Raw genomic sequence first — 14,533 nt, 5'->3', positions numbered from 1 at the left:
CATGAAGCTAAAACCATTGGCGTTTTCGCTGCTTATTGCTTGTACCCCTGCGGCACAGGCTGCAGAGTGGGATTATCCCGCAACGGACTCTGTGGTAACGAATGAAGCGCAAGCGAAAACTTATCTAGACAGCCACTACTCGGAAGCGGGCGAGTTTAAGTTCCGTTACAAAACCCAGTCTCAGCTTGGTGAGCATTACAATTTTGATGTTTGGGTAAACGGTGAATATCAAGCACAGCGCACCCTCGTAGTAACAACCGATAAAAATCATCACGTTGTGCGAGTGTTTAAGAGCCTTGACGATACGATAATTCGCAACGGTAAACCAACGGTTGCAATGGAATTGGAATCGCCTCGCCAACTGCAAGCACAAGAGCCACCGGCTCTGAGCTCTGGAAGTTTGGTTGATGTTGAGGTTTCTTTATTCAACCCAGATCTTCGTACTATGCAACAACAAGCGGCACCAGAATCGACGTGGTCAGCACTATCCGATTACCCTCAGCCGATCGAGTACGTCACCAAGCCGATTGAGGTTTTACAGTCCGGCGGTAAGTTCTATTTGTCTAACCCAAGATTGAAGCAAGTGGATGCGACGGGTTTATTTGCAGCCCCAGCACCTGGTGAAGCGCCTGTACTCGATACGTTGGACTTTCTCAGCGCAGAAGGGGTTCAAGCATTTGACAGTGTTGATGAGATGCAAAGCACCGAGTTTGGTGACAATGCGTTCCCACAGTTGATGGCTTTTTATCATCTTGATAGCTCGATCCAATATCTGACAAGCCTGACTTACGACTTGTTTGATGAACCACTTCGCTTTGATGCTCGCGGTTTATCAAAAGATAACTCTACTTACTATTACGGTCCAAAAGCACTCATGCTGGGTGTTGGTGGTGTTTCTCCGGATGCAGTCGATGCTGATGTAGTGATACACGAGCTTGGGCATGGCATTCATTACCAAATCGTACCGGATTGGGCGTACGGTCACACTGGTGCTATCGCAGAGGGTTTTGCTGATTACTGGGCGGGCAGCGCGAGCTACCGAACTCAATATTTGGATGCTTCGCGTCGTGGTCAAGAATTCGAGTTAGATACGGTGTTCAACTGGGACGGTGTGTTCGGAACACGCAAAACAACTCGTAGCTTATGGAACCAAAGAGCACGTTACTTCGAGAGCTCAGAGTACCCAGCGCACGTCAGTGTGGGCGGTGAACTAGGTGACGAGCTATGGTCAACGCCGCTGTTTCAAGCGCTTAAAGCATCGGTTGAACGATACGGTGATGATACCGATAGGGTGTTCCGCGAGTTTGACGCCATTGTTCTTGAAGGCATGTACGGCATTGGTCGTGGCGTGAAAATGCATGATCTGGCGGAGTCGACCGTGTTTGCCGCAAACACCTTGTTCCCAAATAAAGACTACGCCCAATTCCTGACGGACAGCTTCAACAGACACAACTTACTTAAAGCGCCTCTTCGTGTTCGCTATGACGCTCGATACATCGCACAAGGTCAAGACGTTGGTTTGAGCCTGAGCCAAACTGGCCGTGAAGCGAGCATCAAAGGGCAATGGCAGCTAAACAACGCATCTGTTTTCGACTTTGATGAAACGCTTTCTGACTCGACCTCAATGAAGGTGGCGTTACCAAGCGGTCTAACATGTGGCACGCAATTCGATTCCTCTATTTCATTGGATTATCAATTTTCTGAAGGCCTAAAGACTCACCAGTGGAGTGAAAAGGTGATGCTGGTTAATGGTACGCCAGAGCTCGATATCCAGCCTCAACCAGTGAACTCCGCTTTGCCGGAACAGGGCGACAGACTGTTCTCTCAGACGCTATCGGACAAGTCACGCACGATTGATGATTCGTTTGCGGTTTACCTGAACATCGAACATGACTCACTGCAAGATCTGCAAGTGACGCTAGTGTCTCCACAAGGCAAATCAGTTGTGCTACTTAGCCATCAATCAAGCAATACCAATGGATTTAAAGGTTACTTCACAGCTCAGTATGACGAGGAGTTACAAGCGCTTGTCGGTCAACCGAGTTGGGGTACTTGGCGTCTCGAAGTGTCTGACCGTGTGTCAGGGAACTTTGGGGTGTTGAAAGAGTGGGGTGTGAGTCACTTTGCTCAGTATCAGTGCAGTGCTGATACCACTAAAGAAAGCAGTGGTGGTGGTTCAGGTGGCAGTGGCTCGCCTTGGACCTTGTTAGGACTTTTCCTGCTTTCAATGGTGAGAGTGATTCGCTCTCGTTAATTAAAATCAAAAGAAGATAAAATCTATGAAGTTTCAATATTCTTTCGTTGCTATGTCACTAGCCCTAGCTGGCTGTGGCGGCGGTTCTGGTGGTGACACGTCGGCACCGACCTATGATGTAGCTGGCACCATCGTTTCTGCAGGTACACTTCTTGATACGCCAGTGTGCATCGATTTAAACCAAAACTACGTTTGTGATTCCACTGAACCGAGTGCTAAAACGGATAATGCCGGTAAATTTAGCCTGACTTCAAGCGACAAAAACGTACTAACCAGTACCATTCTTGCTCAAGTTGATCAAGGTTCAAACCAAACGTTGCGTCTTGCGGCTCCGGGTCAAAATTTAGCAACGGGTAACACGGTCAATGGTGTAACAACGTTGCTCGCGGGTCTTGTAATTGACGGTAAAACCGTTGCTCAAGCTGAAGAGATTGTGAAAGCACAACTCACCGATGCCGGCGTTTCTCTTTCTGGTACGGTGATGTCTAACGCAGAAGCTAGCGAGCTAGACAAGCTAGAGCAAAACACGGTTGTGCTATTAGCTGCGATGCAACCAAAGCAAATGATCAAAGGCGTAGCGCTGCTTGCTCAAAATCTTAGCTTCCAAGGTAAATCGTTGGCCTCTGATCTTCTGTCTGAAGCGGAAGTAAGTGCATTTGCTGAAGAAATTGTAGCGGTTGCTGAACAAACGGTTGGTAGTAACGATACGGGCGCCGTTCTTTATTTTGCTGAAGGAGCAGCAGACGTAGTAGAGGTTCAAGCGTCTTACCCTGGTCAAGATGCGGAATACGGCTTCGACAAAGAGGACAAGCAAACGTCGACAGGCGCTGGCTTTAAGTTCGTTAAGCTAGATTCACAAGGTGCAGCTTTAGCAGCAGATGCGACTAAGTGGGCTTGTACTATGGACGAACGTACTGGTCTTGTTTGGGAAAATAAGAGTGCGGATGCGAGCTCAGTTCAATTTAAAGATCGCCTATTTGCGTTTGAGTCTGAAACATTTAAGCCGTATTACGAAGATCTTGAAGTCGTTGGTTGTGTGGATGCTGCTGATGGCATCTGTTCAACAAGCCAATATGTTGAACATATAAACAAGCAATCACTATGTGGCATTAGTGACTGGCGCCTACCAACATACCAAGAGTTCTACGATGTTCTCGACTTAGGTGAGACAGAGAAAGACGCCGACGGCAATGTCTATGGTATGACGACAGCTTACTTCCCTCAACAGGGTAAAGGCAGCCCAGACGCTAATTCAGGTGCTATTTGGCTAAGTGATTTCACATTTAATAATTACTCTCCTGCTAACTACGAAGGTGCACTTCAATTTGCAGTGATTGCAGCGAAGGGCGCTGACCGTGGCCACGTAAGCTTTGTTGAAATTTATTCTGACAAAGTAGAGCGTGACACAGGCACGTCATTCCAATTCCCAATCCGTCTAGTAGCAGTAAAGGGCCAATAAGATGAAGAAATTAATAACTGTACTATCTCTTGCTTTGGCTTCTCAAACTGTAATGGCTGCACAAGAGTGTTCTACTGACTTTGCTAAAACGGCACCTAACACGCGTTATACATATTCTGAGAGCGGTACCGTAACTGACCTGAAAACAGGTCTAACATGGATGCGTTGCCCTGTTGGTTCAACGTGGAATACGGCAAACGAAGCTTGTGATGGCGCTGCGACTAAGATGTCATGGCAGTTAGCGCTATCAACCGCTGAGCAAATCCGCAATGAATCAGGTAATCATGCTTTATATGACTTCGCTGGCAAAAAGAATTGGCGCATACCAAACATTAAGGAGTTAGTCGCGTTGACAGAACGTGCTTGCCATAGCCCTGCGATGAACGGCACTGCATTCGCAAGTGGCTACACGCTAGAGGTGGGTGACTATGCTGGTTACATCTGGAGTAACACACCAAACGGTGATGGCTCAAACGTTATGGTGTTTGATTCATTTAATGGTGAGGTTTACAACTGGAACCCACTAGAGTCAACGAACATTTCCTCTGTTCTGCTGGTTACTGACGAGGAGTAATCACCCCGTTGGATTTTCACGAATCCAGATGTTAATAAGCTCCGCCAGTGCGGAGCTTTTTCTTTTCTAACCTTTGGAACTTATCGTGTTGAGCAGAGTATTTAAACTTGGAACTGCTTAAGCTGATGTTTTTGGTTTTCCGCTAAGCCAGACAGTTCTTGCGCTGCCGCGGCTGATTGAGTGATACCAGTGACGTTCTGGCTCACTAGTTCATAGATGTTCGTTAAGTTGTTGTTGATATCAGCCGTGACCTGCTTCTGCTCTTCTGATGCGGTCGCAACTTGAGTGTTGATTGAGTTCAGATCGGCGATAGCATTACTGATATTAGCAAGTGATTGGCTAACTTCTTGTGTCAGAGCTTGGTTGTCTGACAACATCGCTAAGCTGAAATGCATACTTTCATTTGCGTGACCAGATTGTTGCTGTAGCTCTTCTATAATGGTTTGGATCTCTTTGGTGGACTCCTGAGTTCGCGCTGCCAGCATACGTACTTCATCGGCCACTACCGCAAAGCCTCTGCCACTTTCGCCCGCTCGTGCAGCTTCAATCGCTGCATTCAGTGCAAGTAGATTCGTTTGCTCAGAAATACCTTCAATCACTTCGATCACGCGACCAATGTGTTCTGATTGATCTTTTAGCGAAGTTACGACGGCAGCGGCTTCGTTAAGTTGTTCCGCCATCTTTTCACTTGCGCGAGTGCTTTCCCCAAACATGCTTATACTTTGTGAGGTTAACGTACGTGCTTGATTTGATGCACTATCGGCTTCTTGTGCATTGGTCGATACTTCAGCTGCGGTCGACTCTAGCTGATTGATCGCCGAGGCTACTTGCTCAACTTCTTGCTTTTCTTGATCCGAGTTGACGCTGCTTTGAGTCATAACAGTTGCTAACTCGGTTGATGCTGATGCCACATCTTCACTAATGCGAACCAATGCGCTTACAGTTTCACGCAGTTTTTCTATGGTCTGGTTTACATCTCGAGCCAGCTGAGACACTTCGTTTTTCCCGATGGCTTCGGCCTTAACTAGTAGGTTTCCCTTCGCGACTTCCTGCATCGTTACTTGAAGGTTACGAATCGGTGCAACGATGTAGCTGGCGAGTACCCAACTAATAAGTGAAGCGGCACTCAAGATCACCGCAAGCGAGACGGCGCTGTAAGTTAGCGTGGTTGAATGTTGTTCGCCATTCGTTTCGACTTCATCGGTGACGATTTGATTCAATTGTTTAGATAGTTTGTCGATGGCGTTGATCATCGCTTCGCCAGCTAATCGATACTCAGCCATTGCAGATTCGTACTTTTGATTGAAATCAGAGGTGGTGTAATCAGAAGAGTGTTTAGTGGTGAGCAGAGGTGTCATGGTAACGCGAGTGAAATCAACATAGTGATTCATGGCCTTACGCATAGCATTGACTTCATTTTGAACGCCAGGGAGATTGTCGATGGAGTTAAGAAAATCGCGGTTTTTGTTTTGTCGCTCAGAAAGCTCTTGGTTGAGAGACTGAACATCTTCGGCTCTAAATAGACTATAAATGGCTTTGATGCGCATGGCGTAAGTGTTGTCTACGATGCCGCTAAGTTCCTCTTTGTGAATGATTAGCTTATGGGTGGAAGCCGAAACCTTATTGAATGCTTGATCGAGTTTACCGATTCCGACACTTAGTCCAATGATGAGTAATATAACTGTGAATAGAACAGGCAGAAAAACCTGAAGTTTAATAGAAAGCGTACTAAGAAATTGACGCATGAGATTGACCCTCTATCGGTTTGATTATTATCTTTTTTATAAATAAGCATTTCGATTTTAATTGTTACATTCGCCAAATCAATGAGTTACTCATATCTAATTGTTATGAAATGTACCAAAATCGATGGGGTTATCATCTTGAACATGAGGCAACTTATAAAAACGTTACGTTCAAATTGAGAGAGGGATAAGTCGCGGAATTAATAGTTAGAAATGACAACGTGTCATAGAGGGTTCAACTAAGTGAAACACAACTGTCATATTCAAATTCTAAAGTGAGCACCGTTCAAGTGAAACACAACGGCAATAAAGCCACTTAAGGAAATTGTGATGAAAAAGACAGTAATCGGTGCAATCGCACTTCTAGGCGCAATGGCAGTGACTCCTGTTTCTGCTAAAGAAACTATCTCTGCAGTGGGTTCTAGCAGCGTAACTCCACTGATGGAAGTTTTCTCTGAAACGTACATGAAGAAGAACCCTAACGTATTTATCGAAGTTCAAGGTCCTGGTTCTTCAGCTGGTGTAAAAGCAGCGAAAAATGGTTCAGCAGACCTTGGTATGTCTTCTCGTAATCTAAAAGACTCTGAAAAAGAATCAACACTAATCGAAGAAGTGGTTGCTCGTGATGGTATCGCAGTGGTTGTTAACCCACAAAACAAACTGCCAGGTCTAACAGCCGAGCAAGTGACTGCAATCTACAAAGGCGAAGTATCAAACTGGAAAGAAGTCGGTGGTGCAGACAAGCCAATCGTAGCCATTACTCGTGACACGGCTTCTGGTACTCGTGGCGCATTTGAAGACATCATGTCTCTAAAAATGAAGATTTCTGGTAAGAAAGTATCAGCTATCTCTCAACGTGCTCAAGTTGCAAACGGTAACGGCGCACTGAAAACAATGGTTGCATCTAACCCATACGCAATCGGCTACATTTCTCTTGGTACTGTAGACAACACTGTTAATGCGCTAGCAATCGACGGCGTTGATGCAACGGTAGCTAACGTTAAAAACGGTTCTTACAAAGTAGCGCGTCCATTCCTTGTTCTTTACAAAGAAGGCAAGCCATCAACAGAAACGCAAAAATTCCTAGACTGGATGCTAACTGACGAAGCGCAAGCGCTAGTTGACCAAAAAGGTTACATCTCAGTTAACTAATCCCATCGGGACTCTAAAGTTTGCTCAGCCCAACGTTTAGGGCTGAGCCTTTTCTATCCATTGTGTTCAACGGCATTGCCCAGAACCGTGAGATTTTTAAATGACCATCGCAACAAATAGTGAAAAGCTTATGAATACTGACGCTAGAGCTATCAGCAAGTCAGGCCTACGCGAGAAGCGTCGTGTAGACTGGAAAGAGCGCATCTTCCACGGCTTGTTCCTAACGAGTGCCGTAATCGGCATTGTTTCATTGGCCGTTATTGCATACTTCATCGTTCGAGAGAGTATTCCGGCATTCCAAGAAGCAGGCGTATCGGGCATTGTCTTAGGACAAAACTGGTTACCACCTGCGCTTTACGGTGTCGCCACCATGATTGTGGCGTCTATCGTATCGACGGCTGGTGCTGTCATTGTTGGGGTTCCAATTGGTGTTCTGACCGCCATTTTTATCGCTGAAATCGCACCAAAGCGATTAGCAGACATTATCCGTCCAGCGGTTGAGCTGCTAGCCGGTATTCCTTCAGTGGTCTACGGTTTCTTCGGTCTGGTTATTATCGTTCCATTGATTCAGAAGGTATTTGATGTACCTGCAGGTAACACTATCTTGGCCGGTATTATTGTTCTTGGTGTGATGATTCTACCAACAGTAATTACGGTATCTGAAACGTCTATCCGCGCTGTCCCTCGTACTTATAAAGAAGGTTCTTTGGCACTGGGCGCATCGAAAATCTACACCATCTTTAAGTTGCTCGTTCCAGCGGCTCGCTCAGGCATCATGACAGGTGTGATACTGGGTATCGGTCGTGCGTTGGGTGAGACCATGGCGATTATCATGGTTATGGGTAATGCGCCGGCAATGCCAGAAGGCATCCTTGATTCGGCTCGTACACTAACTGCAAACATCGCTATTGAAATGTCTTACGCAAGTGGTGTTCACGCGAACGCACTTTACGCTACAGGTGTAGTACTTCTGGTCTTCATCATGTCGTTGAACGCTGTACTACTGTACCTAAACCGAGAAAAAGCGAAGTAATCGCTCGTTAAAGGTGACTATTATGGATCGCGCAAAACTAAAAAAAGCACGCCAGTTCAAAGATAATGTCTTTAACGCATTTGTCTGGATCTCGGCAGCACTAACGGTAGGTTTCTTGTTCTGGATTATCTGGTACATCCTATCAAACGGTCTACAACACGTAGATTGGAACTTCATTACTGATAACTATACGCGCACAGGTGAAGAGCACGGTATCTTCCCAATGATTGTGGCGACCATTTACATGGTTATCGCTTCTATCGCAGTGGCAGCGCCACTCGGTATCATGACGGCAATCTACTTGACCGAATACGCGAAAGTGGGCAGTCGTTTGGTGAAAATCATCCGATTCTGTACCGAGTCATTGGCGGGTATCCCGTCGATCATTTTCGGCCTGTTTGGTATGACTTTCTTCGTGGCGATTCTTGGCCTTGGCTTCTCGATTCTGTCGGGTGCATTGACGCTAAGTATCCTAATCCTGCCAGTGATCATCCGTACAACGGAAGAAGCGCTGATGGCAGTACCACAAACGTACCGTGAAGGCTCTTATGGCCTCGGTGCTTCTAAGATTTACACTATCTGGCGTTTGATTCTTCCGAGCGCAATGCCAGGTATCTTAACCTCGGTCATTCTAAGTATTGGTCGTGTCATTGGTGAGTCTGCTCCAGTATTCCTGACAGCAGGTATGGTTGCACGTATTCCGGATTCTTTATTGGATTCAGGTCGTACGCTAACCGTTCATCTATACAAACTGACTACCGAACTGTTTACCGTTGAAGAATGGAATCAGGCTTACGGTACGGCAACAGTGCTTATCGTAGTTGTTCTCTTGATCAACATGGTAACGAAACTGATTGCTAGACGTTTTAACACCGCAACTTACTAACAACACTAATTAAGAACGCACGTTAAAAGACACGAATTCAAGAATTAAGAGATTAAGACAATGAACAAATTTGATATTGAAAACCTAGACCTATTCTACGGTGACAACCAAGCACTGAAATCGATCAACTTACCAATTCCAGTTCGCCAAGTAACTGCACTTATCGGCCCGTCAGGTTGCGGAAAATCAACGCTTCTACGCTGTTTGAACCGAATGAATGACCTAATCGAAGGCGTGAAAATTACAGGTAAATTGGCGATGGACGGCGAAGATATTTACGGCAACATTGATGTTGCTGACCTTCGCATCAAAGTCGGCATGGTATTCCAAAAGCCAAACCCATTCCCGATGAGCATTTACGAGAACGTGGCTTACGGCTTACGTGCTCAAGGTATCAAAGACAAAAAGACGATTGATGAAGTGGTAGAGCGTTCGCTGCGCGGTGCTGCACTTTGGGATGAGGTGAAAGATCGCCTTAAATCACACGCATTCGGTCTTTCTGGTGGTCAGCAGCAACGTTTATGTATTGCACGTACAATCGCGATGGAGCCGGATGTGATTCTGATGGATGAGCCAACGTCGGCACTTGACCCAATTGCGACACACAAAATCGAAGAACTGATGGAAGAGCTAAAGAAGAACTACACCATCGTTATCGTGACTCACTCAATGCAACAGGCGCGTCGTATCTCTGACCGCACTGCGTTTTTCCTAATGGGTGAACTGGTTGAGCACAACGATACGCAAGTGATCTTTAGCAACCCTCAAGACGACCGTACTCAAGGCTACGTAAATGGTGATTTCGGTTAATCCTCCGTATTTCAAGCATAACTAAATAACTATAAGCGATGGTAACTTTGCCCCTCTTAATGAGGGGCCTTTTTCTTTTTAAGTCGTAGGCTTAAAACATCTACCAACACAAAAATCTTGTAAATAAGTACAACTTTCCTCCTCAGTTTATAAAGCATGTAACTTATGTGAAACATGGCTTTAAAAGTGCTGAAGAGTTCTCGAATGTAACACTAAGTCTGATAATTTTGCGAATGACTTAACAGCTCAAATTTGAACGTATTGATTGCATATCATGGCCTAAGTAGTTTTTTATCGAGGATAAAAAAGTAGATTAGGTTGGTAGGGTGAGTTTAAGAAGTTTTACAAGAAAAGTGTCTTCAACGAGGGACCATCGGTTGCTAGCGGAGGCAATCTTTGATCATTTAGAGAGTCTGTTCTCCCCTCAAGCCCTCGCTATTTTTGAAGATCCTTCAATTAACCCTCGTCATTCGATGAGCTTCTCTCGCGGAGAGCTTTACCCAACCCAAAACTATCCTGAGACATTCTGGGAGTGGGCAAGTCAGTTTGATACCTCTGAAAGCATCATACCTCTGGCGATCAACACTTGTAACTGGAATCACACCCGAGATTTAGGCGGTGATAGTTACATCATGATGCTCGACAACACGCCTATCAAACGTACCTACCTACTGATTCAATCTGTACATGCTCGCACAGCACATAATATCTATGAAGAAAGTTACGACGCAATGCAGCTCGCAGCGGCGCGTTGGCAATGTATTCGTGCTGAAAAAAATGCCTCGAAAGAGATCAGGCACAGAGATATTCGTGAAGCGCAATATGTTGATGAGATTAGCCAACGCGAGCGCTTTATCGAAAATATGAAGTTAGTTCAGCAAGTTGCACTCGAAATCTCTAATCCTGATTCTTTAAAGGACTTGTACTACAAAGCCGTCGAAGCGTTACGTGAACGACTTGGGTTTGATCGCTCTACACTGATGCTTCTCGATATGAAAAAGCGCTGCTTCAGTGGTACATACGGCACGGATGAGTCAGGAATTACGATTGATGAATTTCACACACAATACGATTTACATCAACTTAGCGAGGAGTATATCACCGCGTTATCTAGCCTTGAGAGCAACTTAGTGATTGTAGAAGACGCGCCAATATACACAGCAGGCAAGGTCATCGGGCAGGGCTGGAATGCGATGTTGATTTTACGCGATGGCAATGAACCGTTTGGGTGGTTCGCGCTAGATAACTTTATTCATCGTAAGCCGATAACGGCATATCAAAAACAGATGTTGGACTCGTTTGGTTCACTTTTCTCTCAAATTTACATTCGTAAGCGCCAAGAACAAAACGTACGCATGCTGCATTCAAGCATGGTTGAGTTATCACGTTGCACTACTGTCAGTGGAGTATGCAAATCGGCCGTCACTTTCGCCATTAAAAATCTTGGTATTGATCGAATGGCGGTGTTTTTAACTGATGAAAATTGCTCTTACATGCAAGGAACGTGGGGTACCGATATTCAAGGTAATGTGGTGGATGAATCTTACTTCTTTGGCGAAACCCAAGATTTCTCTCTTATAAATCTGGCTCGCTCAATGCCAAACGAAGTCGCATTTGAAGAATCAGTGCCTATTTATCATGACTGTAATATTGTTGGCTTTGGTTGGGCTGCGATGACGGTATTGACTTCAAATAGCAGTGGTCCTATCGCCTTTATCGCTGTTGATAATTTGCTGACACGTGCGCCGTTAACTTCTCAGTTACGTGAAGTGATTCGTATGTTCGCGTCCAGCTTAGCTGAAGTATTGCAACGTACTCAAGCTCAAGAGGCGATTCGTGAATTAAACGAAAACTTAGAGCTGGAGGTTCAGAACCGAACAAAAGAGTTGGAGGAAGCCAATCGACAGCTTGAGGTACTTTCTAAGCTCGATCCTTTGACGCGTCTTGGTAATCGCCGCATGTTAGAACATGTGATGCAAAAATATTGTGCCCTAGAGTGTGAAGACGACATGTCGTTTGGCCTGATCCTGATTGATATTGACCATTTTGGCTTATTCAATAATCACTATGGTCATCTCGAAGGCGATATCGCATTGATGCGAATTGGCTATATCTTGGATCATCATACCAAAGGTGAAGATGAAGTTTTTTGCCGTATCGGAGGTGAAGAGTTTGCATTGCTCATGATTGGTTCTGAGCAAGAGGAGGTTCGACTGAGAGCAGAGTGCATTCGTCAGTGCATCGAGGGCGAGGGGATAAAGCATCGACATAACCCAGAAGGGGAGTTACTTACCGTTTCAGTCGGTTACTCCTGTTATAAAGCGAAAGGCAAAGACTTTAATTTCGACCATTTATATCAGTTGTCGGATAAGGCACTCTATCAAGCGAAGAATCATGGGCGAAATTGTGTAAGGCGATACGAATACGAGCCCCAAGTGTTTGTTGAGTGAGTGATGTTCATAAGAGCAACTTGATAGGGAAGGGGGCGGCGGTTGGTGCTCTAGATAAAACCGCTAAAGCAAATTTGACCGCATAAGAGAATGGGCAGCTCATGAGAGCTGCCATTGTTATCTAGTTATTTATAGCTTTTCGAGTTGGTGGTCGGTTTTCGTTACGTTTGCTTTGCCAAGGTTTTGAATTTTCGCTAGCAGCGAATCAGGGCTCCAAGGTTGTTGGTTAGCACTAAAATACGCTTGATTCATGGCATTAAGCTCTTGCTTAATTGCTTGTACGTCACCAGGGTTTAACCTGTCTTGATGAGTGGTTAAATACTCATTTACAGAGCGCTCAATTTTCGCAGCATCGCCCTCTTCGATGACTTTTTTTAGCGCGTCGATGCAAAGTGGTTGTTCAGTATTTGAAACCGTTCCACTCGCTGTTATTGACCGCTTTTTCCATGCCCAAGTAGCGATTACCAATGTCATTATCCAAAGCCCTAAGAAAACAAAGGTTAATGTTCGCCAGAGACTGTTTACATCGCCGCTTGATTCAGGACTAGGGGCTGACACTAAAGGCGCTGAAAGAGGCGATTCCGGCAACGTGATTAGCCCAGTGTCATTTTTCTCTACGTCTAATGTTAGCTCTGGTAACGTTGTTTTCTTCGCTTCATCATTTTGACTGTCCCACCAGTTCAAGTCGTATCCTGGTAAGGTATATTTCCCGGCCTCTGTAGGAATAATGACTTGCTTCACCGTCATGGTAACGGTGCCATCTCTCGCGCTATCGAACTTAGGTTGTTCGGGATACACGCGCAGTGAACTCGGGTAACTAATATTGACTCGTGGCAGATATTCGGCTTGTGTACCGCGAGCCTTAACTTGAATGGTTCGAGTGAGTGAAGAGCCTTGTTTTACTGTGTTGATCGCGTTAGTCGACAATAGATTACCTTGATCGTCTTGCCAGCTCTGTGTCATTTCTAACGCTGAAGCAGGAAGCCATTCACCTTTAAATTCGCTCGGAATCGGTTTGACCGTGATTGGCATGCGTTCCGCTTTGGTGTTGATAGGCATTATTTTGGTTGAGCCCGTCAAGCTGTCGCCATAAATATAAGAACCGGTCAGTTTAGGACCTATCAAGGTATAAGTGCCTGGTTGATTGGCCGTTAAGCGAAACGACTGCTCTATGACCGCTACTTCTAACCCATTTAAGATCTTCTGTCTTTGTTGTAAGCCACCCAGTGCCTCAAGCTTCATGCCTTCAATCTGTGGAGGTACTATTTGCGGGTTATCTAGGCGTCGAGTGTCCGCTTTAATTAGAAGTTGTATACGTAATGTTGCAGATTGCTGAGGGTAGAGCGTACTGTTGTCGACCGTAATATTGAAGCTAAATAGATCATCAAGATTGGGGTCTGTTTGGCTTGCGTTGACACGTAGTTTGATCGGCTCCGTTTTCATGCCATCAGCGGAAAAACTTGGAATAGTCAGAACACCTTCTTTCATTGGTGCAATTGAGATACTCCATTCGGTACGCACTGATTTTCTTCCGTTAATGTTATTGCTAGAGCGGCCATAACGAGGTTGACCCAAGAAGAAGTCTTTCTCTAGAACACTGAAGTCGATTGAGTCTGAGCTGAGCTCAGTATCTGAAATGATTCTGAGGTTAATCACTTCATTCTTGGCTACTTGTGTTTTATTCACACTAGCTTGAAGTGTCTGTGCCATCACCGAGAAACTGGATATTAGGCTGGCCACAAAAATAAAGACCAGTTTTACGCCTTTGTTCATCACAGGCTTACCACTCCTTTTGAGATTGTTGTGGAGGTTGTTTTTGTTGCGCTTGAAGTTGCATTTGCGCACGGATCAAAAAGCTTGGGTCGCGAGCACTTTCTACTGCTTCTAGTCGACGGAACTCAGGATCATCCTGATGCATTTTTTCGGGATGCGCTTTAGCCTGTATTGGTTCACCTTGATCCTTCACTTGCTTGTCATCTCGTTGCGGTTGATGTTGTTCCGTTTTTTGTTTTTCTTTTTTATTTTCAGAATCTTGCTGATTTTGTGACTGTTGTCCTTGCGCTTCTTTCCCTTCGTTTTGAGACTTTTGTTGCTGTTGCTGTTGCTGTTGCTGTTGCTGTTGCTGTTGCTGTTGCTGTTGCTGTTGCTGTTGCTGTTGCTGTTGCTGTTG

10 protein-coding genes and 1 pseudogene are annotated in these 14,533 nt (G+C 45.3%); 8 read left to right on the top strand and 3 right to left on the bottom strand.

What is annotated here, in order from left to right; genetic code table 11:
- Position 1: 1 nt before the first annotated feature.
- The 3 genes from R7M92_RS00055 to R7M92_RS00045 are packed head-to-tail and all read left to right on the top strand — an operon-like array spanning position 2 to position 4,287.
- Positions 2–2,254 (top strand): proprotein convertase P-domain-containing protein, encoded by a 2,253-nt coding sequence (locus tag R7M92_RS00055; protein ID WP_318132456.1) that lies wholly within the window; start codon positions 2–4, stop codon positions 2,252–2,254.
- A gap of 25 nt (positions 2,255–2,279) precedes the next feature.
- Positions 2,280–3,713 (top strand): DUF1566 domain-containing protein, encoded by a 1,434-nt coding sequence (locus R7M92_RS00050; protein ID WP_318132455.1) that lies wholly within the window; start codon positions 2,280–2,282, stop codon positions 3,711–3,713.
- Between the two features lies 1 nt (position 3,714).
- Positions 3,715–4,287, top strand: a complete 573-nt coding sequence (locus R7M92_RS00045) for a DUF1566 domain-containing protein (protein ID WP_017820503.1) — start codon at positions 3,715–3,717, stop codon at positions 4,285–4,287.
- Positions 4,288–4,388: 101 nt separating this feature from the next.
- On the opposite strand, the gene R7M92_RS00040 is transcribed toward R7M92_RS00045, so the two are convergent.
- A complete protein-coding gene (locus R7M92_RS00040) occupies positions 4,389–6,032 on the bottom strand; it encodes a methyl-accepting chemotaxis protein (RefSeq protein WP_154203997.1) in 1,644 nt (547 codons plus the stop codon).
- A 330-nt stretch (positions 6,033–6,362) separates the two neighbouring features.
- On the opposite strand from R7M92_RS00040, the gene R7M92_RS00035 reads away from it, so the two are divergent.
- The 5 genes from R7M92_RS00035 to R7M92_RS00015 all read left to right on the top strand — a co-directional run bounded on the left by R7M92_RS00035 (position 6,363) and on the right by R7M92_RS00015 (position 12,363).
- Positions 6,363–7,184 carry a phosphate ABC transporter substrate-binding protein gene (locus R7M92_RS00035; RefSeq protein ID WP_005375153.1) on the top strand — a complete coding sequence of 274 codons (822 nt, stop codon included), beginning with the start codon at positions 6,363–6,365 and terminating at the stop codon, positions 7,182–7,184.
- A gap of 100 nt (positions 7,185–7,284) precedes the next feature.
- A complete protein-coding gene (gene pstC, locus R7M92_RS00030) occupies positions 7,285–8,217 on the top strand; it encodes a phosphate ABC transporter permease subunit PstC (protein WP_005375154.1) in 933 nt (310 codons plus the stop codon).
- 22 nt (positions 8,218–8,239) lie between these two features.
- The gene (gene pstA, locus R7M92_RS00025; protein ID WP_005383923.1) at positions 8,240–9,103 is read left to right on the top strand and encodes a phosphate ABC transporter permease PstA; all 864 of its coding nucleotides are present in this window, start codon (positions 8,240–8,242) and stop codon (positions 9,101–9,103) included.
- A gap of 60 nt (positions 9,104–9,163) precedes the next feature.
- Positions 9,164–9,913, top strand: a complete 750-nt coding sequence (gene pstB, locus R7M92_RS00020) for a phosphate ABC transporter ATP-binding protein PstB (RefSeq protein ID WP_005375156.1) — start codon at positions 9,164–9,166, stop codon at positions 9,911–9,913.
- A gap of 326 nt (positions 9,914–10,239) precedes the next feature.
- Complete coding sequence (locus R7M92_RS00015; protein ID WP_262634142.1) at positions 10,240–12,363, top strand: GGDEF domain-containing protein; 2,124 nt, start codon at positions 10,240–10,242, stop codon at positions 12,361–12,363.
- Between the two features lie 129 nt (positions 12,364–12,492).
- Here the strand turns inward: R7M92_RS00015 and R7M92_RS00010 are convergent, their stop codons facing one another.
- On the bottom strand, positions 12,493–14,139 hold the full coding sequence (locus R7M92_RS00010) for a BatD family protein (protein WP_238843697.1): 1,647 nt from the start codon (positions 14,137–14,139) through the stop codon (positions 12,493–12,495).
- 4 nt (positions 14,140–14,143) lie between these two features.
- Positions 14,144–14,533 (bottom strand): annotated as a pseudogene (locus tag R7M92_RS00005) (hypothetical protein); the annotation flags it as partial.

This window comes from Vibrio sp. Vb2880 (assembly GCF_033337975.1).
GTDB classification, from domain to species: domain Bacteria; phylum Pseudomonadota; class Gammaproteobacteria; order Enterobacterales; family Vibrionaceae; genus Vibrio; species Vibrio alginolyticus.
The sequence above is the reverse complement of the archived record's forward strand: the minus strand, read 5'-3'. Positions and strand labels throughout refer to the sequence as shown.